Below are 21,748 nucleotides of genomic sequence, written 5' to 3'. Positions count from 1 at the left end.
GAGCTAAATCCGCGATCATCTCTTCTTACGCAAAAAGAAACTCTGGAAGGCCGCGATCGCTTCAGGCGAACGCATCCGCTCGCCGAAGAAATGATCTTCCTGACCGATTCTGCGGACGAGATCCTCGGTCGGCAGCTTCAATAATTTCCGGGAGATCGCCACCGCGTCCGCCGGCAATGCGCAGATCTCGCGCGCCACCTTTCGGGCCTCGACGACGGCATGGCCCGGCGCGACAATCGTGTTAACGAAACCCGCCTCGCGGGCGTCCTCGGCACTCATGGGTCGGCCCATCACCAGCATGGCAAAGGCGCGCTGGTGACCTACCATCCGCGGCAGCAGCAGGCTGGACGCCCCTTCGGGGACAAGACCGTATTGAATAAAGGGCGATTGAAATTTCGCCGTCGTACTGGCAATGACGTAGTCGCAATGAAACACCATGGTGGTGCCTATCCCGATGGCGATGCCGTCCACCGCGGCAATGATCGGTTTCTGGTTGTTCACCAGCGATTGCAGAAAGATGACTGCGTTTCTCGGCCGCGCCACATCGTCCTTTGCGGTCGCTGCCTGCAGGAAATCCCCGATATCATTGCCAGCAGTAAAGACGCCCGAACGGCCGGTCAGGATGAGGCAGCGGATCGCGCGATTGGACTGCGCCGAGTCGATCGCGTCGCTCATCGCGAGGTACATGTCCTGCGTCAGCGTGTTTTTCTTTTCCGGACGCCGCATCGTGATGGTGCGTGTGGATTCTTCGTCCGAAACAATGATGTGTTCTGTCATGGTGTCCCCTGAAACTGTGAGGCCATCCGCGAATGCCCTCACCTTCACAAAATGCGATGGTTGCCGAGACGGTTCCTCATCTATTGTGGCTCATTCCTAGTAGTACCGCACAGTGATTATGATTCATTGGGCGAGGGCGTTTTAGAGCCTTCCGAGGGATAGGCACGGCCCATTTTGGCGCGGGCTTTCTCGGTTGTGAACATCCATTTGATGCGGGCGCGTGAAGCGTTGCGCTGCCGCTCCCAGGCGGCGATCTCGGATACGAGTTGTTGCCGGTTGTCGATGCGTCTGTCCAGACACTGACTGCGCAGCACGCCAATCTCGATCTCCACCATATTCAGCCAGCTGGCGTGCTTGGGGACGTAGTGGAACTCCAGCCGGCGCAAGATGCGTCGCGCCTCGGCCGGCGGGAAGGCTTGGTAAAGCGCGCCGACTGAGTGGGTCGATAGATTGTCCAACACGACCCGGATGCGCTCTGCCTTTGGGAAGTGAACATTGGCGAGTTCGCGCATGCAGGCGGCGAAGTCGACCGCAGCGCGGCTGTCAGTGACTTTGACCTTGCGCCAGGGCCGGTGCACGTCGAGGAAGATGAACAGGTTGACCGTGCCATTGCGCTTGTACTCACAATCGTAGCGCTCAAGTTGGCCCGGCGCGGCTGGGATCGGCTGGCGGACTTCGCCGATGAGCTGGGTTGGGCTCTCGTCGAAGCAGACCACCGGGCGCTTCGAATCGGGCTGTTCGGCATAAAGGTCGAGCACATCCTCCATGCGGGCGACGTACTCGCCGTCGACCTGCGGAATGCACCACATGTCCTTGCGCCAGGGCTTGAGGTCGTTTTCAGCCAGGCGCCGGCGCACAGTCTCTCGGGAGATGTCGTCGTGCTCGGTGAGCCTGACCAACTCGCCCGCCAGGAGTTCCAGGGTCCAACGCGCCCGGCCTTTGGGTGGGCTCGAACAGGCCGTCGCAACCAGCAGGGCTTCCTCCTTCCCTGAGAGCTTGCGGGCCGCTCCGGGGCGCGGCTCCTCGCTCAGCGCCGCCTCCAGGTTGCCGAGCACGAAGCGGCGCTTGGTCCGGTAGATAGTCGAGCCGCTTGCGCCGACACCGGTGGCGATTGCTTCGTCGCTCGCGCCTGCATCGGCAGCCAGTAAAATCTGCGCTCGCTTGAGCTTGCGCGCGGCGTGCTTGCCGCCACTCAAAAGCGCTGTGAGTTCTGCCCGCTCGGTTTGGCTCAGTTCGACCCGATAGCGTACATTCATCCCTGCCTCCTCGCTCGTGTGAGGCTTGGACGAACAGCTGAATCGGATGGCCGGCGTGAGTCCCGCTGCAAAAAACTTCACGCCCAAGCAAGGGCAGTATCTGGCGTTTATCCACCTCTACACGCGGCTGCATCGCAGGCCGCCGGCGGAAGCCGACATGCAAGAATATTTTCGCGTCAGCCCACCATCCGTTCATCAGATGGTGCTGACGCTCGAACGGGCAGGTTTCATCAGACGGCAGCCGAGGGTCGCCCGCAGTATCGAACTCCTCGTTGATCCTCAGCAGCTTCCCGAGCTACTTTGATCCAGTATTCAACCCGTCAAATTCACCGTGCAGCGGTACTAGTTTGATTTCTTCGTAGCCTTCGCCGGTTCAGCTGGACGCGCGACTCCCCAGGGATCGTATTTCTGGTCGGGCGTCGGTCTTCGCTCAAGCGCGGCCTTGTAAGCTTTTTCATCGACCGGCGGATGCTTTTCGAGCGGGTATCCCGATCCCGGCCCACCACCCCCTTTTCCCGAAGCCCTGTGAATAGGCAGGAAGCGTTAGCGATGATGTGATTGTCGCCGCGACGAGAAACGCCCTGATCGCCTGCCTTCCGCTGATCATGTCTCTCTCCCCGTGTCGGCCGCTTCATTGACCGGAGGGCGTACGAAGGCCGTGCCACGCATCGCGCACCTGATGGTAGTGAACCTCCGGAAGATAATCCGGCGTGTTCAGATTGAGGGTGTGTACGTCAAGCCGCCCGACCGCGCTCAGGAGCGTGTAGGACGCGATCACACGGTCGCGCTGCGCCAGAATTTGCCTCGAGCGCGCCATGGTCAGATCCTGCTGGGCATTGAGGACATCGATCGTGGTGCGCTGTCCGCCCGCCGCCTCGCGCCGGACGCCCTCGAGCGCGATGCCGGCGGCTCGCACCTCGGACTCGGCTGCCGTAAGCGCCACCTTGGTTCCTTCGTTGGACACCCATGCGCCGACGACTGCGGTTCGCGTTTGATTCCTGACCTGTTCCAGCACCATGCGGCTTTGCGACGTCAGTTCCTTCGCCTGCCGGGTTTGCGAAGCCGCGGTGCCGCCATCGTAGATCGGCACATTGATCTGGCCCACGACCGACGCCTGGTCGGTGGCGAATGTACTAAGCGTTGAATCCGAATCCCGCGAGCGGCTGACGCTCCCCTGCACTGCCACCGTCGGCAGCAAACTGCTCTCCGCGACCTTGATCGTGGTTTGAGCCACATCGACGTCGAAACCGGCGCCGAGCACGGCCGGATTTTCATGGCTTGCGGTTTCCGTGGCCGCAGCGAGCGTCGGCGGCGACAGCCGATCGACCGGCGCCGCGGCGACCAATTGAGCCGGATTGTCGCCGATGACCTGGGTGTATGTCGCCTTGCTGATGGCCAGCGCCACTTCCGCCGCATTGAGATCGGCCAGTCCCCGGCTCAACCGCGCCTCGGCCTGCGCCGTATCCGTCGGCGTCACGTCGCCGGCATCCAGACGCTTCTTGGTCGTCGCCTGGATTTCACGGAGCACCGCGACATTTGTGCGCTGCGCTTCTACCAGCGCCTGATTGGCGAGCACATTCATATAGGCCGTCACCCCGTCCAGGAGGACGCCCTGGCCGGTGTTTCGCAGCGCCTCGCGTCCGGACTGGACCTGAAATTCAGCCACGCGAACGCTGTTGGCGGTCTTGAAGCCGTTGAACAGGACCTGAGTCACGGTCAAACCGATCGTCCACGGACGCAACGTGGCACCCTGCACCGTATTGTCAGGCAACAGATTACGCACCGACTGCAGCCCCGCGCTCAGGCTTGCTACAAGCTGCGGCCGATAACCCGCCAGGGCCTGCGGTACATTTTCATCCGTCCCGCGTTGCCGGGCGCGATCCGCGTTGAGCTGCGGATTCGACTGGTAGCCCTTCACCAGGGCTTCCGGCAAGCTTTCTGCGGTTGACGAACCGATCGCAGCCGAATTGATGATGGCAACTGCGCAAGGCAGCAGCCAAGCGACGCGGAGTCCCACCTTGCGGAAACCCAGGGCATATGCGGCACCAGCGTCACTCACAACTCATCCTCGACCATCCCGTTGGCCCTCATTCCGCCGGCGCCAGATGGCCTTCCGCGGCCAGGCCGGATCGGCTTCGGCGCGAGAACATCGAAATCAATGCAGGCAACGTGACGAGGATGACGACGGGCGCCAGCATCATGCCGGCCACTACCACGACGGCCAGCGGCTTTTGCACCTGCGATCCAATCCCGGACGATACCGCAGCCGGCAGCAAGCCGATGCCTGCCACCACGCAGGTCATCAGCACCGGCCGCAACTGAAGCTCGCCGGTGCGCAGGATCGCCCTGCCCCGCTCCATGCCCTCGTCGATGAGCTGGTTATACTGAGAGATGATGATGATGCCGTCCATCACCGAAATGCCGAACAGCGCGATGAATCCGATGGCTGCGGAAACGCTGAAGGGGATGCCGGTCAACAGCAGTCCAAGAATTCCGCCGAATACCGCCATCGGGATCACGCTCATGGTCAGAACCGTGTCCACCACGGATCCGAAATTGAACCAGATCAGCATCGCGATCAGCGTCAGGCTGATCGGCACCACGATCGACAGCCGCTTGATAGCGTCCTGCAGGTTGCCGAACTCGCCGACCCACTCGACGCGCGAGCCGGGTGGCAACTGCACGTTGGCTGCGACTTTCTGCTGAGCTTCCTGGATGGCGCTGCCAAGGTCGCGTTCGCGCACCGAGAATTTGATCGGAAGATACCTCTCCTGCTGTTCGCGGTAGATGTACGCCGCGCCCGACACCAGTTTGATCGTCGCCACCTCGCTTAGCGGCACCTGGGTGATGCCGTTCGGCCCCTGGGCGCCGATCCGCAAATTCTGGATTGCTTCGGCGCTTTTCCGGTATTGCGGCGCCAGGCGCACGATGATCGGGAAATGACGGTCGCTGCCCGGTTCATAAAAGTCGCCGGCACTGTCGCCCCCGATCGCGGTCCGGATCGTGGTGTTGATATCGCCCGGCGAAAGCCCGTAGCGGGCGGCCCGCGCGCGATCGATCTCGATCTGGATCGTCGGCTGGCCGAGCGACGTGAAAACCGCGAGGTCGGTAATTCCCTGCACCGTCGCCAGCTGCGCTTTGATCTTGTTGGCGGTGTCGGTGAGCGCCTGCAGGTCGTTACCGTAGAGCTTGATGGAGTTCTCCCCCTTCACGCCGGACACGGCTTCGGAGACATTGTCCTGCAGATATTGCGAGAAGTTGAACTCGACGCCGGGAAACTTGTCCTGCAAATCCGCCAGCAGCTTGGCCGTCAGTTCGTCCTTGTCCTCCCGATCCGGCCATTGCTTCGCGGGCTTCAGTGGTGCGAAGAATTCCGCGTTGAAGAAGCCCGCTGCATCGGTGCCGTCATCGGGCCGGCCGTGCTGGGAAACCACCGATTCCACCTCCGGCCGGGCGGCGATCACCTTGCGCATCTCGTTGACGTAGGAATTGCCTTCCTGCAGCGAGATCGTCGGCGGCAGCGTCGCCCGGATCCAGAGATTGCCTTCCTCGAGTTTCGGCAGAAATTCCAATCCCAGCATGCGCACGGCGATGACCGTCATCACGATCAGCGCGCCCGCACCCGCCAGGACGATCCGGCGATGGGCCAGCGAGCGGGCCAGCACCGGCATGTAGATGCGGTGCAGAAACCGCATGATGAGGGTCTCGGTTTCCTCGACATGCGCCGGCAAAATGATCGCGCTCAGCGCGGGGGTGATCGTGAATGTCGCGAGCAGACCGCCAGCCAGCGCATAGGCGTAGGTCCGGGCCATCGGGCTGAAAATGTTGCCTTCGACGCCGCTCAGCGTGAATAACGGCAGGAACGCCGCGATGATGATAGCGGCTGCGAAGAAGATCGACCGCGATACGTCGGCCGAAGCCGTGAGAATGGCATGGTGCTTCATGCCCATGGCGGTGTGAGCGGAGATAGCGGCCTGCTCGCTCTCCGAGAGCCTGACGGTGTGCGACAGGCGGCGGAAGATCGCTTCCACCATGATGACAGTAGCATCGACGATCAGCCCGAAATCGATCGCACCCACCGACAGCAGATTGGCAGACTCGCCGCGCAGCACGAGAATGCTGACTGCGAAAAACAGTGCAAACGGAATGGTAGCGCCGACGATCAAGGCGCTGCGCAGATCGCCGAGGAATATCCACTGCAGGAACACGATCAGACCGATGCCGACAACCATGTTCTCGAGGACGGTATGGGTCGTGGTTTCGATCAGATCCTTGCGATCGTAGATACGTTCGATCCGGACCCCCGGGGGCAAAATGGTGGAATCGTTGATGGTCGCGACCAACTCCTCGACGCGGGCGATGGTCGGTGAACTCTGCTCGCCGCGCCGCATCAGGACGATGCCCTGGACGATGTCGTCGGCCTGGTCCTGGCCGGCGATTCCAAGCCTCGGCTGCTCGCCGACCTGAACATTCGCGACATCCTTGACAAGCACCGCCGTGCCGTTGCTCGACGTGATCATGGTGTTGGCGAGGGCGTCGATGGAGCGGATCAGACCCACGCCGCGCACGACCGCGGATTGCGAGCCGATATTGACGGTGTTGCCGCCCACATTGAGGTTCGCATTGCTCACCGCCTGCAACAGTTGCGGCAACGTCAGCCCGTTGGCGACCAGCTTGTTGAAATCGACCTGAAGCTCGTAGGTTTTCGTCCGACCGCCCCAGCCGGTGACATCGATCACCCCCGGCACCACCTTGAAGCGGCGCTGCAGGACCCAGTCCTGCAATGTCTTGAGATCGAGCACGGAGTAGTTGGGCGGCCCTACCAGCCGATAGCGGTAGATTTCGCCGATCGGGCTGAGCGGCGAGATCTGCGGCTGGGCATTGTTCAACAAAGGCGCCAACTGCGACAGCCGGTTCAGCACCTGTTGCAGCGCCTGGTCGTAGGTGTAGTCGAAGGAAAACTGCAGTTTGACGTCGGACAGGCCGTACAGCGAGATGGTCCGAATCACTTTCAGATTCTTGATGCCGGCAACCTGGGTCTCCAGCGGAATCGTGATGTAACGCTCGATTTCCTCAGCCGAGAGACCGGGGCTCTGGGTCACGACATCGACCATCGGCGGCGTCGGGTCGGGGTAGGCCTCGATGTTCAATTGCTGGAACGCGACCAGCCCGCCGATGATCACGGCAGCAAACAGCCCGACCATCAGAAAGCGGCGGTTGACAGCAAAGGCGACGAGACGGTCCATTCGATCCGGATTTCCTTAGAGACGCTTTAAGCGGATTAGCTACCGGTAGCCGCCCGATCGATGAACAGACTGCCCTTGGTGACGATGTTCTCGCCGGGCTTCAGGTTGGTACGGACCTCGACCAGATCGTCGTTCGTCAGCCCGGTCTCGACGTCGCGAAGCTCGATCGACTTGTCGTCGTGAACCACCCACAGACGCACATGTTCGCCTTCATAGATCAGCGCCTGTTTCGGCACGCCGACCCCCGGACGATCGCCGCCCGAATAGATGGTCACGTTGGCGAACATCTCCGGCTTGAACAGGCCGTCCTTGTTGTCGATCGTGGCGCGGACCAGCAGCCGGCGGGTCGCGGGGTCGATGGCGGCTGCCACGTAATCGATGCGCGCCTTGAACTGGCTGCCGGGCATCGCGAGCAGCGAGAAGGCAATATCCTGGCCGACGGCCACGCCGGAGGCTTCGGTCTCGCGCACAAATGCCGTCAGCCAGACTGTCGAGAGATCGCCGATCACGAACACCGGATCGCTGGCGCCGCTGCTGATGAATTGACCCGGCCCGATCTTGCGCTGCACGACCGTGCCGCCGATCGGAGAATAGATCGGCGTGTCGGCGCTGATCTGCCTGGTTTGCTGAAATGCCGCGATCTGATCCTCGGAGCGGCCGAGGATTCGCAGCCGATTGTGCGCCGCCTCCAGTGCCGTTTCCGCCGAGCGCATGTCGTTCTGGGCCGTCGTCAGATCGGCCTGGGACTGCTGCCAGTCCTTGAGCGGCACCGCCTTGCCGGCATAGAGGCCGTTCGCTCGTTTTTCGACGATCTCCGCAAGTTTGAGCTTGGAGCGCGCGCTATTCAGCGCGCCCAACGCCGAGATAAAGTCATTCAATCCCTGCACCGTGTCGGTGGCTTCGACGACGAACAGCGGTTGCCCGCGTTCGACGGGGTCGCTCGGCTTCACCAGAAGCTTGATCACGCGGCCCGCATAGGGCGAGAAGATCGGTGTCGAGCTCTCCTCGTTGACGGCGATCTTGCCCTCGGTCACATGTTCGGCGCGAAACACCCGTTCGGATACCGGCTCGACCGTCAGGCTCGCCCATTCCGCTTCACTTGGAACGTAGCGCGGAAGTTTTGCTTTGCTTTGGGCTGTCGTTTCCGAGGATTTCGCGTGCTGGACGAGCACCAGCCGTCCGACGCCGACGAGGCCCGCGCCCACCAGCGCCGCGATCGCGAGGGCAATGGCCAGCCGCCGCGGATTCCAGGCCGCTAACATGGTAGAAATTCACACATTTGAATACGCGACCTCGCTCGCGTTGGAGAGACACGCCAGTTATCGACCGCGTTCTAATTCCCGACCGGACCGCGCCACATCGGCGACTTCGGGCCACCGTAGTAACGCATAGGCCCAAGCCGAACCGGCTGCTGCGGCACAAGCTGCTCACCCTTCACAGATCGTCGCTCGCGGCTTTCGCATCTGAAGCCGCGAGCGTGCAGGTACCGCTTGGCAGTGTTCGCAACGGCATCCCCGCACATTCCGGCGGTCAGGAGCGTGCCTGCCAGAATGACGAACCCGACCCGCACACTTCCAGCGCTCAAGCAGGTCATATCGGTCTCCGAAGAAAGCCCGCGTGCTCCTATTGGGCTGACCACATTGGATATTTCGGGCCCCCGTAGTAGCGAAGCTGGCTACCGCCGGAATTCTCCGCCGTCGACGCTCCCATATCGCTGACGCATCCCGCGACCACGGCGCACAGCCCCGCGACCGCGAGCGCTATGCCGATTCTTCGCTTCAACCCCGGCGCGATTGCGAATCGGCTCCGGCCTGGATCAATATTTCGCAATGATCGGCCCTCCGAATTTGAAGTCGAGGCCCAGCGTCACGACTGAATAGGTGTTGTCGACAGTGTAGGGAATCTGACCGTTGAGCGGGGCGAGACGTTCGTACCTGCCGAAATCGTAGTAGCGGTATTCGAGCTTGCCGATCAGGTTGTTGGTGATCGCGTAGGCGATACCGCCGCCCGCAGTCAGGCCGCTTCGGTGAGCCGTGAACTGATCGACGCCCAGCACGGGGTCGGTATTGGTATGCTGGAAGTCGCCATAGGCCCAGCCACCGGTGAAGAACAACAGCAAGCGGTCGACGGCGATACCGCCTCGCGCCCGCAGCGTCGCGCCGCTCCGAAGACTGGTCGCGTCCATTGCGCCGATCGGAAGCGTGCCCGCGTTGAACTGGGAGATATCGCTGCCTTTGATGCCGGACCAGAACCCGTCGACCTCGATACCGCCCACGATGTTGCCGCTCTGCACGTTGTAGCCTGCCTCGCCGCCGGCAATAGCACCTGTCGAGCTGTAGCTGATCGTGTAGTTGGCGAAGCCGGCGGGGCCGAGCGCGTTGTTGAGATTGTGATTGCCGTAGCCGCCACCGCCGAACACGCCGACATAGAAGCCGGACCAGTCATACGTTGGCGTCGCGATCGGCGGCGCCTTCGTGTAAAGCGGCAGATCGGCGCCGAGAGCCGGCGACATCAGGCCAAGCACACCGAGCGAGACGGCGGTGAAAAGAATTCGCTTCATTGTTATCCCCTGTCGAATTGTTCCGATGAAGGTCCGGCGAGTTAACCCGCCGCGACCTTTCCACGCATCAGAAGTGAATGATGATGTCCGCCGAGCCGATCAGGGCGAAGTTCTTGTTGGCCGGTATGCCCAGGTTCGAATTGCCATTGAATGCGTTGGCATCCAGAGACCTGTAATAAGAGAACTCGGGCCGGATCTCGATCTGCGGCGAGAACCAGTGCTGCCAACCGATGCCGGTCTCGACATACCGAGTCTTGGTGCCGGTACGCTGGCCCTGCTTGTCGTCATAGAACTCGATCCGATAGGAGATGTTGTCCAGCGGCGTCGCCTTGTAGTTCAAGTAGGCTAGATAAGTCTGCACCGACGCCGTGCAGGAGAACACAGCCGTACTGTTGCACTGAGCCAGGCCTGGCGCATTGAACGCCAGATATTGAGGCGAGAACGGCGTGCCTCCCGCGGCGAATGCGGCAAGCGCTGCCGGATTGTTCGCGTTGAGCACGTTGTTCTGGTGCAGATTGTAGGTCTCGAACGAGATGTGCCACTGGTCGTTGAACTTGTGGTAGGCCGTCAACCCGTACCATTGCAGGTTGTTGTAGCCCCAGGTCCCGCTATTGATCGCGTCAGCGACCACGTAGACGCTGTCGTTTCCGTTGTCGCTGGTCCAGCGCACGCCGCCGGTCACGCTCGGGATCGCGCCGGGATCCTTGAGCATAGTGGTTCCCGGAAACAGCGGGTTCGGGAACGGATTCGCGATCTTGGCGCCCGCGTTCCACGGCATGGTGTCGCTGCCGACCGAGACACCCAACTGCAGCATCCAGTTCTTGGTCACGGCCAGCGTGCCCTGAAGCCCGGTGTTGGTATAGTTGTCGAAGGTGTAGGTCATCGAGTGCGTGTACATGTAGTTGTTCGGCGCGAGCTGAGCCTCGATATCCGGGACCGAGATGAACCGGCCGAACCGCAGCAGCAGGCCTTCCGCGATCTGCGGAATGAATACCTCGCCATAGGCCATCGGCAGATCGTAGCCGTAGTTCTTGTTCTGGTTCAGGAGTTGATCGCTCCACAGCCCGAAAGCCGTGGTGTAGCGATAATTCTCGCCGTAGATCGGCGCGAGGCGGAAGCCCCAGTCGACGTGATCCTTCTGAACCGTATCCGGCAGACGTTCGAAATAAACCACGGCCTGGTCGAGCTGCACCGTATTCGGGTTGTAGTCATAGGCCGCTGGCACGTTTCCGCCACGCACGGTATTGCTGCTGAAATTGCCACCCGCATTGATCCAGCCGTAGACCTGGATGTGGTTGTCATTCATCCAAGAGCCGGCAGACGTATTACCGAGCGCATTCATCAGCGGGCTGTCGATCGAACTCGGGCGAGTGACGCCAATGCTGGTCGATCCACCATACGGCCATTCGGTAAACGGCATCGGCGGCGTGCTCTGCGGTGTGGCTGGCCACTCCGCGCGGCGTGACGACGGCGCCTTCGGATCGGACGGCGCAGCTTCGTGTCCCCACTCGAGCCGGTAGTAGTTGATGAAGCGGCTCAGGAAGTCAGTGCCGAGATAAGAATCCAGGCAGTTATAATTTTTGTAGGGATCGCCTCCGTAGGGGCATGGCCCCTTCGCCGGATCAGCCGCTTGTGCCCCGCTGCTCAGGCCTATCGTTGCCAACGAGACGCCCGCCAATAGAATTCTTTTCATAGTCTTGCCCCAAGTTGCGGTTACAGACACCTTCGCCTTTGGGCGCGCTGTTAACCTTCGCAACGATCAATCGTTGGGGGGCTGAGAAAAATCGATACGGTTTGCCGCGCGGTTTCATAAAAAAAAAATATACGAAATGGCGTCTTCGAAGCTGTTTGCGTACGCAATCATCAATTGCTCACCGCTTTGCTCAAACTCCCGGCGAAAAACGTGACGTTTTGGCAAAAGAGCGCAACGCACTGCAATAGTTTGTTCCACGATGTGTCTTTCGCGCTACATTTCCAGCGGTTAGCGCGATTATTCTTTATGACTTAAAAACATCCGCGCGCATCCGCTATTATTTTTCTATGGAAACGGCCGCGATTGTCCATCGAAGATATATGTCGCTAGTCGTTATGCTGAGGCATTGAGCGAAATCTGTTCGCTCGGTGCGAGGCAAAACGATGGACGTCGCAATTGCGAAGCAGGAAGGTGACAGGACTCTCGCGGACAAGACTGGGAATTTCGATCTCAGCTTCCTGCCGAAGAGCCTGACGACGCAATGCCGGGGTCTGATCGAGAGCTACCACGAGCTGCACGGCTATGCCTGCCTTCCCGATATTCTGTGGAAGTCGCGCCTGGGCCCCCTGATCGAATCACATAACGAGTTTCGGCAACTGCTCAGGAAGGCCTCAACGACCAGAAGCGCGAAGAAATCCAACGAAGGCTTCGTGCGGATAGCGTCGACGATATTATCGCTCGAGATATTGGCGAGCAGCTTTGCCGGGTGGAGCGCGATCTATCCGGACGCCGGAGCGACGGCGCATGCGATTCTCAGGCGTCATGCGCGAAGCCCGCACACGCCGTTGATGGACTTCTATCTGTATCCGCCGAAATATATCAGCTCCGCCGCTATCGCGGCGCTGGTGCCGCCGGCTGTTCATCAACCGGCCGAGGCGGAATTGTACCGCGCGTCGAGGCCCGAACTGTCAGGCGAGAAGCGGGCGCTCAACTATGTCAAAGCGCTTCAGCAGACGCTGGATGCGAAGGTGGCTCAGACAGCCTGACGCACCTGAAGTCTCACTTGTCCGAGGCACAGCAATACAACATAAGATTGTTTTCCTTGTTCGTCGCGCCTTTGGCGTCGCTGGATGGGTGTTCGCCGTGCAGGCGACATTGGGCGCGAATATATTTCTTTTTTATTTCCATGCCTCACCAACAACATAGCTTTACTACGCCGTTATGGAGAATGTTCTCGCTGCTGGGTTAGTTGGCGGCATCGGGGCAACGATGATTTGACAAGGACGACTTTTTGCAGGCGGTGCTTAATCGGCGCCAGCCTGGCAAGTCTGTATTTCCGTGTCGTGATCAAATGTTGCCGGGGCGTGATCCCATTGCGGCTCTGGTGAGCCACGGGGTTATCCGATGCCTTGGCGCTGCGAAGGCGAGTTTCTTGAATTCTCATTTGCCCGACGTTCAAAGGCTCGCGGAAGCGCATGCGAGGCCGGCGGCACCGAGAAACGGCGACGCTTTGCCGCCTGATGCAGGGCCGCCGTCGGATCGCATCCTTCAAACGCAAGTATTGCCGCTGCTGTTCTCGCTGATCTCCGTCGGCCTGGTGACCGCCGTTCTGTTGCTGCTTGATCGGGATCTCGGGCTCAGCCTGGTTCCGATCGCGTACCTGATACCTGTCATTGTCGCTGCCACTCGATGGGGCATCTGGCCGGCCACCTTGGCGTCGGTTACAGCCACGGCCGCGGCTGACTTCTTCTTCTTCGCACCTTTCTACAGCTTCCGGGTCGACAATCCGGAAGAGGCGGTTGACCTGCTGCTTTTCCTTGTCGTGGCGCTGGTCAGCAGCAATCTTGCCTCGCGTTTGCGCCAGGAGACGGAGACCTTGCGCCGGCGCGAAAAAGAGATGCAGCAGCTCTATGATTTCTCGCGGCTTTTGGCGGCCTGCTTCTCGGTCTCGGACCTGATCTCCGCCATTCAGAAATATCTTTCCCGCACGCTCAGCCAACCGGTCGCGTTCTTTGCGGCCACGGCCGACGATCACTTTGAAGTGCCGCAAACCGGTCGGGTACCGATGGCGGTGCAACAGCGCGTCGCCGCGATGGGCGCAACCATCGGAGGTCCACCTCGCGCGGTCGTCGATGAGTCAACGCGAGACGTTTGGTTGCTGGGGCCACTTTTTTCCGAAACCGCGGTCCACGGCCTGGTTGCCGTCAATCTCGGAGGCGGCTCCCGTGAAGCCATCGAAATCAAGACACGCCGCGTCGAGGCTATTCTTGAGGAAGTCTCGCTGACGCTGCAGCGTCTCGATATCGGCAAGGCGATGGAGGATGCCAGGCTGCACCTGCAGGCCCAGCTATTGCGAGATGCATTCCACGGTACGCTTTCGCATGAGTTATGTACGCCTCTAGCGGCCATCCGGGGGTCGGCGAGCGTGTTGGATTCGATGCCGGCGATTCGGCAAGACGGTCGGATGCTTTCGCTGGTCGAGGTCATCTCGGACGAAGCCGCACAACTCGATGGCTTCATTCGAAACCTGCTGAATGCAACGCGGGTTACCGCGGGCGGACTCAGCCCGCGCCTCGAGTGGGCGGATCCAAGGGACATTGTCAATGCGGCAATCAGGGGACGAGTTCGACGACTGGCGGCACACAGGGTCGAGACCGCGTTCGCCGACGATTTACCGCTGGTTCACGTGGATTCGGGACTGATCGAAGAAGCATGCGGGCAGCTCCTGGAAAATGCGGCGAAATATTCACCGTCCGGCTCGACCATCTCGATCCGCACGCACGTCGAACAGGGGCGCGTCGTGCTGTCGATTGCCGATCAGGGCGTCGGGATAACCCCGGACGAACAGCAGCAGCTGGGCCGTAGATCGTTCCGGAGCCAGCGCCATCAGGCCGCCATCCCCGGGTCGGGTCTTGGCTTCTGGATTGCATCGACCTTTGTCGGGGCGAACGGTGGACGTATCGAGATCTCGAGCCAGGGCCAGGGACAGGGAACAACGGCCTCCATCGCTCTGCCCGGCTCCCATATTGAGCCTTTTGAATTGACGGATTAGCCAATGAATAAGCCCAGCAATCTCGTGCTCCTGATTGAAGACGAACCGAAAATCAGGCGGTTTCTCCGTGCAGGCTTCGAAATTCACGGCTTCACGGTGCTTGAAGCCGAGAGCGCCGCTGACGGACTGAAAGCCGCGACCTTCAGTGCCCCGGATCTCATCATTCTTGACCTGGCGTTGCCGGATCTGCACGGCAGCGAGGTTCTCGAACGCCTGCGGTCGTGGTCGAACGTTCCCGTCATCATTCTCTCGGTGGTATCGAGCGAGGAGGAAAAGGTCCGGCTTCTGCAGGCGGGAGCCGACGACTACGTGGTCAAGCCTTTCGGCATGGCCGAATTGCTGGCGCGCAGCGAAGCGGCCTTGCGGCGATATTTCAAGACCGCAACCGAAAGTCCCGTCGTGACGGCGGGCCCCCTCTCAGTCGACCTCGTGAGCCGAACCGTGTCACTCAACAAGAACCAGATCAGCCTGACCCGAAAAGAGTATCGCCTGCTCCACATTCTTGCGACCCATATCGGCCTCGTGGTGACGCACGACCATTTGCTCAAGGAAATCTGGAGCGGCAACCAGCGGGACAACATTCAGTATCTGCGAATTCTCGTCCGCAAATTGCGGCGGAAGATCGAAACCGACCCCAATCACCCGCGCCTGCTTGTGACCGAATCGGGTGTCGGCTATCGGCTTCAGGCCCGGCTTGAAGATTGTTCAGCAGGTTAGATCGATACAGCTGGTCCGGGGCCTTTCGCTTCGTCATGCTCCGTCCTTCACCACGCCGATCGTTCTATCTCGTCGTTTCCCGGGACAAGAGGGACTCCTGGCGCTGGGAAATACGCCGCAAAAGACGGCCCATGGGCGTGAGGCTATGGGAAAGCGGCTTCCGCTCGTACAGCGCCGCTCAGCTGGCAGGAAAGCGAGCCCTGGAAGACCTCCTGAACGGATTGTCCATGGACGCCGCTTCGCGAGTCACCGCTCTGATTGCTGGGCTGGAACGGAACTTGTGCGCGGCACGCGCATGGCACAAACAAGGTATTGCCGTGACCTTCATTGTGGAGGCATCAAGGGGTGAGGAAACCACGACGACCGTCCGGTTGAGCGTTGTCGTTGCCATTGCCAAGGGACGCGCTCTCGCCGAAGAGGGCTGGCAGGAGTTCATCACCGCGCCCGATGGTATTCGCTACCGGCCCTCGGAATTCGACCGGCTGCTGTCGATAGTCCGGCGCTTTGGCCGCGATAATCTGTCCCATCCCTCTCACGGCTGAGCCGCGCAGCCGGTCCGGCCGGTGCTGAATATAAAAATAATATATTTTGAAGACTGAAATGCCTATCCTTCCCAAGAAGACCGGGGGAGAGGCGCGTTGGAATTTCTCATTTCACATTTTGACTTGCTGGGTTTTGAGGTCCAGAACTGGATGCTTATCGTGGCTGGATTGGTTGCCGCTTTCGTTGTTTTCGTCTGGAAGACTCGCGATCGATTCTAGCAGCTCCAGGGGCGTCGCATCTTACCGCGACAGGACGAAACATCATCTCCTTGAGCCGCGAACGCAGTCCTATTCGCATGCTTAATATTATTTTTTTATTTTTTTGAGCGTGTTGCGATGCCGCGATTGTGCAACGCGCGCCGGAAAAATGCATCCGAGCAGCCCGCATAAGGCAGTTCGCAGTCGCGGAAGCCCAGAAATTCGCGATTCGGTCGTATCCGTTGCAGCGTGTTCAAGATCATGCACCGCAACGCCCTGGCGGCGAAGGATTTCTTTCGTATCCCTCCGAACCGGGTTATCGAGCTCGGAAGCCAGACGGCAGCCATTTGAAACCGGGCACCTACATCTGTCTTACTATGCGCGATACGGACGAAGGAATGGAGGCGACGCTGCAGCGTGCGATGGAGCCGTTCTTTACCACCAAGGGACCTGGCAAAGGCACGTGCCTCGGCCTCTGCTGGGGTTTCAAATTGCAAGGTCTCACGTGGTCGTTCGTTTAGCTGACGAGGCATTTTGTTCAAATAGGCTTGCGAGTGAACTGACAAGTCGGTGCCCTTTGGAAAGTACTGTCTCAGCAGGCCATTGGTGTTCTCGTTCGACCCGCGCTGCCACGGGCTTTGCGGATCGCAAAAAATAATACGTCGACTTTGGTCGCCAACGTAAAGCGGCGACGATCCGTGAGTTCCTTTCCCCGGTCCCAGGTCAGGGATTTATATAGCTCCTTTGGTAGCTTCTTCGCCTGCTTGATGAGCGGAGACGACCGTCCGGATGTCCTTACCTGCCACCTTAGCCATCATCACGTAACGCGTATGACGCTCGACCAAGGTCGCGATGTGGCCGTTGTTCGGCCCGGACAGGAGATCGCCTTCCCAATGGCCGAGCACCGCCCGATCTTCAACCGCCGCCGGTCGTTGACGGATTGAGACGATATCCTTGATGTGCCCCCGTCTATCGCCATCCGGATCAACCGGCTCGGAGCGACGCATCGAGCGCTTCGATCGAAGATGGCTAAGCAGCTCCTTCTTGAGCACGCCATCCTCTCCGGACCTCAAAAATTATTGGGTTTGTATTTGGCATTGAGGTAACGGCACCTGAGTTTCTGGCGATCACCACACAAACAACATCCAGAATTTTAGGGAAAAAAATTCCGCGATTTATGTTCCGCCACAGGCGCTACGATGTGTTTTTCGAGGTCAGAGCTGACCTTGCGTGGGTCGCCCGCTCTATGTCTGGCGGCGGATGTTGTAGTCCTGCCATTGCACACCAGACACCGACATAGGCAGCATGCAACGACCTGTCTTCAACACTATCCTTGAAGTTCGGGTAATCGATATGGTCGATCATTGCGGCTAAGGCCTGTTTCACCACATCGCGTGGCAGAACTGCCCGATACAGATAATCACTGCTGGTGTTCCGGGTTACCTTGGCATCTGGGAATACCTTCTCGATATCGCCGGCACGCCGAGCCCTGACCAGCAATTCAGCCGGGCCACAATCCTTGCTTACGATGGACAGGTAGCTGTTGTTCGTCATTATCCACATTTGATTTCTCCCAATTCGGTAAATACGGAGATGTCATTCTTTTTGTGGCGGGGGAGAATACCGCCAATCGGCCCCCGGTCCAATAGTGCGAGAACCACATCGGGTCATGGTTTCTCGCAACTGTATTCCGCAGGGATCGCGCTAGTTCCGGGATGCGCAGCACACCTCGTGGCCGCCGGTGTCGGATGAGACGGCTGTATACTGCTGGGTTGAAGCGGCCGAAAGACGAAGAATACCGACAGAGCAACCATCGCCCCAGCTACCAGCATGGTAATCCGGTGCAGCATCGCGATATCACGAGACGCATTTGCGCGTGGGATAAGTCTGCTAATGCGGCCACGGCGGTGAAGCGTCCGGAGAAAATAGCCTTTGCCGAGATGCGCTCCGCCCGGGCTGACTGGCGTCCTGGTTTGTCGTTCCGACTATCGGTGCAGCCATTCTGTCAGTCTTAATGCCGATCGCTGGGGCGACGAAGTCCGGCTATCCGACATCGAAGGACAGTTTTTTTGCCAAGCGTGCGGTCACCGGGTGACGAAGCGCGAGACCTGACTGGCAATCTAGGAAATGGTGAGTGTCCCGGGACAACGTCGCGCCAAGCTCACTAGTTTTCCACAGTGCCTAACCATCCCACCTCGCTACCATGGCGGCTTCGAGCCTAGTCCGATAGGCTGGATGTTGGGGAGTATTAACATGACCAACTGGAAGGCTGATCTTGACGCGCTCGTCGAAGCAACGACGGCGCTTACGAAGAGCGTTCGTGTCGAACCGCCCATGCCGCGCACCATTGTCGAACCGAACCGGATGCCGCCGGTAAATCTGAACACCTCAGAGCGCGACGAGATCCGACAGCGCGTCGCCAACTTGCGAGCTTGGATGCGATCAGCAAGGCCGATGCTGCGATCTCGCGATGGGTGATAGCCGCTGGCCTAAAATTAATTGTCGTTCCAGTTGACTCCACTTGGATGCGGCGTAGCCTTTCCAGCGGATCGCGAGTCAGGGCTTCCCACGCCAGCAGAGCCAGAGCGGGTCGCTCCCGCCAGCGCCAGTCGAAGTGGGCCGATTCCACGCGTAGGTGCACCAGAACGGCGCTGGTAACAGCGCCGTTTTCTGTTCGCCAGCCTCGCCTCGGCAGATTGGCTTTGCCGAACGGTTGAGTCGGATCGATGCGCCGCGAGTGCCTGGATCATATCGTCATCTTGGGTGAGGCCTATCTGCGACGGATCCTGCGATCGTACGCACGCTATTATAACGACATCAGAACGCATCGGTCATTGGACAAAGACGCGCCGGCTGTTCGCCCGCTTCAGCGGGCCTGAAGCATAAGTTCACACGCGATATTTGGCGGACTTCACCATCACTACGTCCGGGTTCAGGTTTTCGGTACACACACCCGGCGATCCTGATCTCAAGCGCGGCCGAGCGGCGCCGCTAACATCGCGTCATCGTTTACCCGGATTGAGGCCCACTGTGCGTCCAGCGCATCGGCAAAAGAATCGCATTCACCAGGAACATGCCGATGGCGATCCAATTCGGACCGCGAGAGGTCGTGGTGCCTGCTTCCACGGTCGCCGTGAACGGCAGCGACGCCGGCAATGCGATGAACAGGGAGCGAACTCTCATCGGCCGAACTCCTGCTTCACAGTGCGGGCAAGTTCATCGAAGCGGGAGTTGCACCGCAGCACGTAAATTCCCGTCAGCATGACGACTAGCCCGATCACCGCCAAAGTCAGGACGAGGCCGACCGGGATGGCGCTGCCCGGGATCATCGTGCCCAACGCACCTTTGGCGGTCGAAATCACCACGATAAACCCGAAGAACATGATCAGCGTAACGACCGAGAGGCTCCATCGCAGCTTCGCGCGTGCCGAGGTCAACTCCCTGAAACCTGGATCGGCGAGTATCCTCAGCGTTCCATTGCTCTTGTGTTGCTGCATTCGATCCCCCTCTAAGCTGTTCGGTTAGGCGTGTGCCGCAACGCGACGGCAAAACTATGCCTGGCCAGACCGTCGGAGGATTCTCCCCACTCGGGACAGCCCTTGGGCATTCGTTTCCTGATCAGACAATCGAATAAAACGGGCTAATGGACCACGTCGTATGCTGCCAAAAGGCAGGTCTTTTTATGCCATTTTGCGCATAATGCGAGGTCAACGCCGAATGCGCATCGCGACGATCTTGTTTTGAGTCAGGAGTGCCACGCAGCGGCTTCTCGTCCAATTCCCTAATGCAGATAACAGGGAGCTTTGTGAAGGGGGCGCTGTCGCGGCTTTCCGCCGAGTCGCTCGTGATTGCCAGGCCACAACGGGGTTTCCGCGTCGCTCCTATCAACGCGGCCGATGTCAGCGACCTCACCGAGGTCCGAATCGATATCAAATTGCAGTGTCGTCGGCGCGCGATCAGCAAAGGCAATGTCGACTGGGAAGTGGCGATTGTTGCGGCCAATCACGCCTTGAGCCGCACAACAGGTTAGCGAGGATTGGACCGACGCTCACGCCCGCTTTCAAGCTGCGTTGGTTGCGGCGCGCGACAGCCCTTGGCTTCTTCGAATTCGCGAGCAACTCTTCTTACAAGGCGAGAGATATCGGCCCATAAATATTCGAATGTCGAGCGACGACCGCGACCTGCGTGGCGAGCACAGCCAACATGCGGAGGCTGTCCTGAGCCGTGACGTGAGCTTGGCGACGGAGCGGATGACGAACCGTTTGCCTCCGCATTGAAGCGCCTCTTGATAACGAACGGCACTATCGGCCGTCCGTACCAAATGGTCCGTCTCGAATTCGATGATGACCGTGCGATCGTGCACTCTATCTTCGTGAACCTCGATCGCTCCATTTCTTGACAGGAAGCGGCCTCGACGGCCGGCCTCCCCAGCCGTGGGTATCCCTCAGCCTTAACAGCGCCGCCTCAGGGCATGAGCAAGTGCCAGCCCCGGCTCGCTGCGCGTTAGACGACAGCAAGATAGAAGCTTTTTCTGTGACATCGTCAGTCACCCGGTACTGCAGACGCCGATCGGTTCGGCGTCGAACCTCCTGATGAAAGTTCGGGCCACGGAATGGCTGCGTTCCGTACGTTCAATCAGAAATGATGACCAATAGCGGCCCAAACATCAGCTTGACCAAGGTCATTCGGCGACTTCTGATACCTGAACGTCGCCTTGCCCTTGGCCGCTGTCAGAGCGTCGAGCTGCTCGGTACCGGCCAGGCGACAGGCCGTGATGCCTATGGAATAGTTTTGAAAACGCCGCCGCCGTCTCGTAACCGACCAGGCTGGCAATCCGTGCGATAGGCTCATCGCTGGTTTCCAGCAGGAACGCCGCTTCTGCCATCCGGCGTCCGATCAGATAGCGTTGCATGGACTGGCCGACGAGCTTGGTGAAGCGCGCCGAAAATGCCGAGCGACCGAGCCCGACGCGGTGCCCGAGCTCGCTGAGGGTCCAGGGCCGATGCGGTTGCTCGTGGATCAACTGAAGCGCCGGTCCGATATGCGGGTCCGCCATCGCCCCCAGCCACCCGCCTTCTCCAGGGCCGAGCGACTTGATCCAGCTGCGCAACACCTCCACGAAGAGCACCTCCGTCATTCGCGAGAGCGCGACGCGTTGGCCGGGACGCTCAACCGCCGACTCGCTCACCATGCGTCGCAGAACAGCCTCGAACCAACCCCCGTCCGCGGTCGGTTTCAGGAGAAGCACGGATGGAAGCAATTCCAGCACGCTGCCGCGCAAGGGCCGCGCCACCGTGAAATTGCCGCAGATCATTGTTGTAAGCGGCGGCCCGTCGCCGCCGTGTCGAACGACGCCGATCTGTGAGGGCGCCCGATCGAGGTCCAGAATCGGCAATGGCTTCGCCCGCCGGTCCGAATAGAACACGTGGGGCTCGCCGCGCGTAACGACGACAAAATCACCCTCGGTCATGTGGAGCTCCCGCCCCTCTTCGAACACGAGGGTCGCCGAGCCGCGACTGAGATAATGGAACAAGGCGTAAGGGCGCGCCGGCAACGCCAGACCCCAGGGATGGCCTAGCTCGAAGTGAAACAGCAGCGTCCCGCCAAGGCGGACGCGATCAAGCACTTCCGCGAGGATATCCATGTCGGCGATGTTAGTCCGGCGGACGATCAGACACAATACTTGGACGATCGAAGCCTACCGTCC

General features: G+C 60.0%; 21 protein-coding genes and 1 pseudogene. 9 read left to right on the top strand and 13 right to left on the bottom strand.

The annotated features are described in order from the left end of the window. Positions 1-15: 15 nt before the first annotated feature. Complete coding sequence (locus B5525_RS12070; RefSeq protein ID WP_079566207.1) at positions 16-777, bottom strand: enoyl-CoA hydratase-related protein; 762 nt, start codon at positions 775-777, stop codon at positions 16-18. 116 nt (positions 778-893) lie between these two features. Beyond that, positions 894-2,033: an IS630 family transposase gene (locus B5525_RS12065; RefSeq protein WP_079566206.1), complete on the bottom strand. Its 1,140-nt coding sequence runs from the start codon at positions 2,031-2,033 to the stop codon at positions 894-896. A 46-nt stretch (positions 2,034-2,079) separates the two neighbouring features. Between B5525_RS12065 and B5525_RS12060 the strand changes: the two genes are divergently transcribed. Further along, on the top strand, positions 2,080-2,337 hold the full coding sequence (locus B5525_RS12060; protein ID WP_154073816.1) for a LexA family protein: 258 nt from the start codon (positions 2,080-2,082) through the stop codon (positions 2,335-2,337). A gap of 38 nt (positions 2,338-2,375) precedes the next feature. Here the strand turns inward: B5525_RS12060 and B5525_RS46200 are convergent, their stop codons facing one another. The 6 genes from B5525_RS46200 to B5525_RS12030 all read right to left on the bottom strand — a co-directional run bounded on the left by B5525_RS46200 (position 2,376) and on the right by B5525_RS12030 (position 11,532). Beyond that, entirely contained in the window at positions 2,376-2,564 is a 189-nt protein-coding gene (locus B5525_RS46200; protein ID WP_425305305.1) for a hypothetical protein, read from the bottom strand. A gap of 100 nt (positions 2,565-2,664) precedes the next feature. Next, complete coding sequence (locus tag B5525_RS12050) at positions 2,665-4,029, bottom strand: TolC family outer membrane protein (RefSeq protein ID WP_425305304.1); 1,365 nt, start codon at positions 4,027-4,029, stop codon at positions 2,665-2,667. A 91-nt stretch (positions 4,030-4,120) separates the two neighbouring features. Continuing rightward, positions 4,121-7,279: an efflux RND transporter permease subunit gene (locus B5525_RS12045; protein ID WP_079566205.1), complete on the bottom strand. Its 3,159-nt coding sequence runs from the start codon at positions 7,277-7,279 to the stop codon at positions 4,121-4,123. 35 nt (positions 7,280-7,314) lie between these two features. Continuing rightward, on the bottom strand, positions 7,315-8,541 hold the full coding sequence (locus tag B5525_RS12040; protein ID WP_079566204.1) for an efflux RND transporter periplasmic adaptor subunit: 1,227 nt from the start codon (positions 8,539-8,541) through the stop codon (positions 7,315-7,317). A 554-nt stretch (positions 8,542-9,095) separates the two neighbouring features. Then, the gene (locus B5525_RS12035) at positions 9,096-9,839 is read right to left on the bottom strand and encodes an outer membrane protein (RefSeq protein WP_079566203.1); all 744 of its coding nucleotides are present in this window, start codon (positions 9,837-9,839) and stop codon (positions 9,096-9,098) included. 67 nt (positions 9,840-9,906) lie between these two features. Then, entirely contained in the window at positions 9,907-11,532 is a 1,626-nt protein-coding gene (locus tag B5525_RS12030; protein WP_079566202.1) for an outer membrane beta-barrel protein, read from the bottom strand. A 443-nt stretch (positions 11,533-11,975) separates the two neighbouring features. Between B5525_RS12030 and B5525_RS12025 the strand changes: the two genes are divergently transcribed. The 5 genes from B5525_RS12025 to B5525_RS47780 all read left to right on the top strand — a co-directional run bounded on the left by B5525_RS12025 (position 11,976) and on the right by B5525_RS47780 (position 16,392). Further along, positions 11,976-12,578 carry a hypothetical protein gene (locus tag B5525_RS12025; RefSeq protein ID WP_079566201.1) on the top strand — a complete coding sequence of 201 codons (603 nt, stop codon included), beginning with the start codon at positions 11,976-11,978 and terminating at the stop codon, positions 12,576-12,578. 398 nt (positions 12,579-12,976) lie between these two features. Next, entirely contained in the window at positions 12,977-14,584 is a 1,608-nt protein-coding gene (locus B5525_RS12020; protein ID WP_172899855.1) for a sensor histidine kinase, read from the top strand. A 3-nt stretch (positions 14,585-14,587) separates the two neighbouring features. After that, positions 14,588-15,301 (top strand): response regulator, encoded by a 714-nt coding sequence (locus tag B5525_RS12015; protein ID WP_079566199.1) that lies wholly within the window; start codon positions 14,588-14,590, stop codon positions 15,299-15,301. Positions 15,302-15,432: 131 nt separating this feature from the next. Further along, complete coding sequence (locus B5525_RS12010) at positions 15,433-15,843, top strand: hypothetical protein (protein ID WP_079566198.1); 411 nt, start codon at positions 15,433-15,435, stop codon at positions 15,841-15,843. A 459-nt stretch (positions 15,844-16,302) separates the two neighbouring features. Beyond that, positions 16,303-16,392: a hypothetical protein gene (locus B5525_RS47780; protein ID WP_425305303.1), complete on the top strand. Its 90-nt coding sequence runs from the start codon at positions 16,303-16,305 to the stop codon at positions 16,390-16,392. 122 nt (positions 16,393-16,514) lie between these two features. Here B5525_RS47780 and B5525_RS46195 read toward each other — a convergent pair. Both B5525_RS46195 and B5525_RS12000 read right to left on the bottom strand, forming a co-directional pair. Beyond that, a pseudogene (locus B5525_RS46195) lies at positions 16,515-17,096 on the bottom strand (IS30 family transposase); the annotation flags it as partial. Between the two features lie 139 nt (positions 17,097-17,235). Further along, positions 17,236-17,604: a hypothetical protein gene (locus B5525_RS12000; RefSeq protein ID WP_197687917.1), complete on the bottom strand. Its 369-nt coding sequence runs from the start codon at positions 17,602-17,604 to the stop codon at positions 17,236-17,238. 690 nt (positions 17,605-18,294) lie between these two features. On the opposite strand from B5525_RS12000, the gene B5525_RS11990 reads away from it, so the two are divergent. After that, positions 18,295-18,519, top strand: coding sequence for a hypothetical protein (locus tag B5525_RS11990; RefSeq protein WP_079566197.1), 225 nt, complete (start codon positions 18,295-18,297; stop codon positions 18,517-18,519). 531 nt (positions 18,520-19,050) lie between these two features. On the opposite strand, the gene B5525_RS43805 is transcribed toward B5525_RS11990, so the two are convergent. Further along, positions 19,051-19,224, bottom strand: a complete 174-nt coding sequence (locus B5525_RS43805; RefSeq protein ID WP_154073170.1) for a hypothetical protein — start codon at positions 19,222-19,224, stop codon at positions 19,051-19,053. After that, a complete protein-coding gene (locus tag B5525_RS11985; RefSeq protein WP_079566196.1) occupies positions 19,221-19,538 on the bottom strand; it encodes a DUF485 domain-containing protein in 318 nt (105 codons plus the stop codon). Before B5525_RS11985 ends, B5525_RS43805 begins: the two co-directional genes overlap by 4 nt. Positions 19,539-19,846: 308 nt before the next feature. Here B5525_RS11985 and B5525_RS11980 point away from each other — a divergent pair, with 308 nt between their 5' ends. Continuing rightward, entirely contained in the window at positions 19,847-20,071 is a 225-nt protein-coding gene (locus B5525_RS11980; protein ID WP_079566195.1) for a hypothetical protein, read from the top strand. A gap of 40 nt (positions 20,072-20,111) precedes the next feature. Next, the gene (locus B5525_RS47775) at positions 20,112-20,318 is read left to right on the top strand and encodes a hypothetical protein (protein ID WP_079566194.1); all 207 of its coding nucleotides are present in this window, start codon (positions 20,112-20,114) and stop codon (positions 20,316-20,318) included. Between the two features lie 404 nt (positions 20,319-20,722). Here B5525_RS47775 and B5525_RS11970 read toward each other — a convergent pair whose 3' ends face one another. Beyond that, positions 20,723-21,685 (bottom strand): AraC family transcriptional regulator, encoded by a 963-nt coding sequence (locus B5525_RS11970; protein WP_079566193.1) that lies wholly within the window; start codon positions 21,683-21,685, stop codon positions 20,723-20,725. Positions 21,686-21,748 lie beyond the last annotated feature (63 nt).

The organism is Bradyrhizobium erythrophlei, from assembly GCF_900129505.1.
GTDB classification, from domain to species: Bacteria; Pseudomonadota; Alphaproteobacteria; order Rhizobiales; family Xanthobacteraceae; genus Bradyrhizobium; species Bradyrhizobium erythrophlei_D.
This window is presented reverse-complemented; position numbering and strand designations above follow the sequence as displayed.

Excerpts from the sequence above, each read along its gene's own strand:
- B5525_RS47780 (WP_425305303.1), top strand. The coding sequence starts at position 16,303 with ATGCACCGCAACGCCCTGGCGGCGAAGGATTTCTTTCGTATCCCTCCG.
- B5525_RS12000 (WP_197687917.1), bottom strand. The coding sequence starts at position 17,604 with ATGTGGATAATGACGAACAACAGCTACCTGTCCATCGTAAGCAAGGAT.
- B5525_RS12035 (WP_079566203.1), bottom strand. The coding sequence starts at position 9,839 with ATGAAGCGAATTCTTTTCACCGCCGTCTCGCTCGGTGTGCTTGGCCTG.
- B5525_RS43805 (WP_154073170.1), bottom strand. The coding sequence starts at position 19,224 with ATGAGAGTTCGCTCCCTGTTCATCGCATTGCCGGCGTCGCTGCCGTTC.
- B5525_RS12045 (WP_079566205.1), bottom strand. The coding sequence starts at position 7,279 with ATGGACCGTCTCGTCGCCTTTGCTGTCAACCGCCGCTTTCTGATGGTC.
- B5525_RS12030 (WP_079566202.1), bottom strand. The coding sequence starts at position 11,532 with ATGAAAAGAATTCTATTGGCGGGCGTCTCGTTGGCAACGATAGGCCTG.
- B5525_RS11970 (WP_079566193.1), bottom strand. The coding sequence starts at position 21,685 with ATGGATATCCTCGCGGAAGTGCTTGATCGCGTCCGCCTTGGCGGGACG.
- B5525_RS11990 (WP_079566197.1), top strand. The coding sequence starts at position 18,295 with ATGACCAACTGGAAGGCTGATCTTGACGCGCTCGTCGAAGCAACGACG.
- B5525_RS12060 (WP_154073816.1), top strand. The coding sequence starts at position 2,080 with ATGGCCGGCGTGAGTCCCGCTGCAAAAAACTTCACGCCCAAGCAAGGG.
- B5525_RS12015 (WP_079566199.1), top strand. The coding sequence starts at position 14,588 with ATGAATAAGCCCAGCAATCTCGTGCTCCTGATTGAAGACGAACCGAAA.
- B5525_RS12025 (WP_079566201.1), top strand. The coding sequence starts at position 11,976 with ATGGACGTCGCAATTGCGAAGCAGGAAGGTGACAGGACTCTCGCGGAC.
- B5525_RS12065 (WP_079566206.1), bottom strand. The coding sequence starts at position 2,033 with ATGAATGTACGCTATCGGGTCGAACTGAGCCAAACCGAGCGGGCAGAA.
- B5525_RS12040 (WP_079566204.1), bottom strand. The coding sequence starts at position 8,541 with ATGTTAGCGGCCTGGAATCCGCGGCGGCTGGCCATTGCCCTCGCGATC.
- B5525_RS12070 (WP_079566207.1), bottom strand. The coding sequence starts at position 777 with ATGACAGAACACATCATTGTTTCGGACGAAGAATCCACACGCACCATC.
- B5525_RS11985 (WP_079566196.1), bottom strand. The coding sequence starts at position 19,538 with ATGCAGCAACACAAGAGCAATGGAACGCTGAGGATACTCGCCGATCCA.
- B5525_RS12010 (WP_079566198.1), top strand. The coding sequence starts at position 15,433 with ATGGGCGTGAGGCTATGGGAAAGCGGCTTCCGCTCGTACAGCGCCGCT.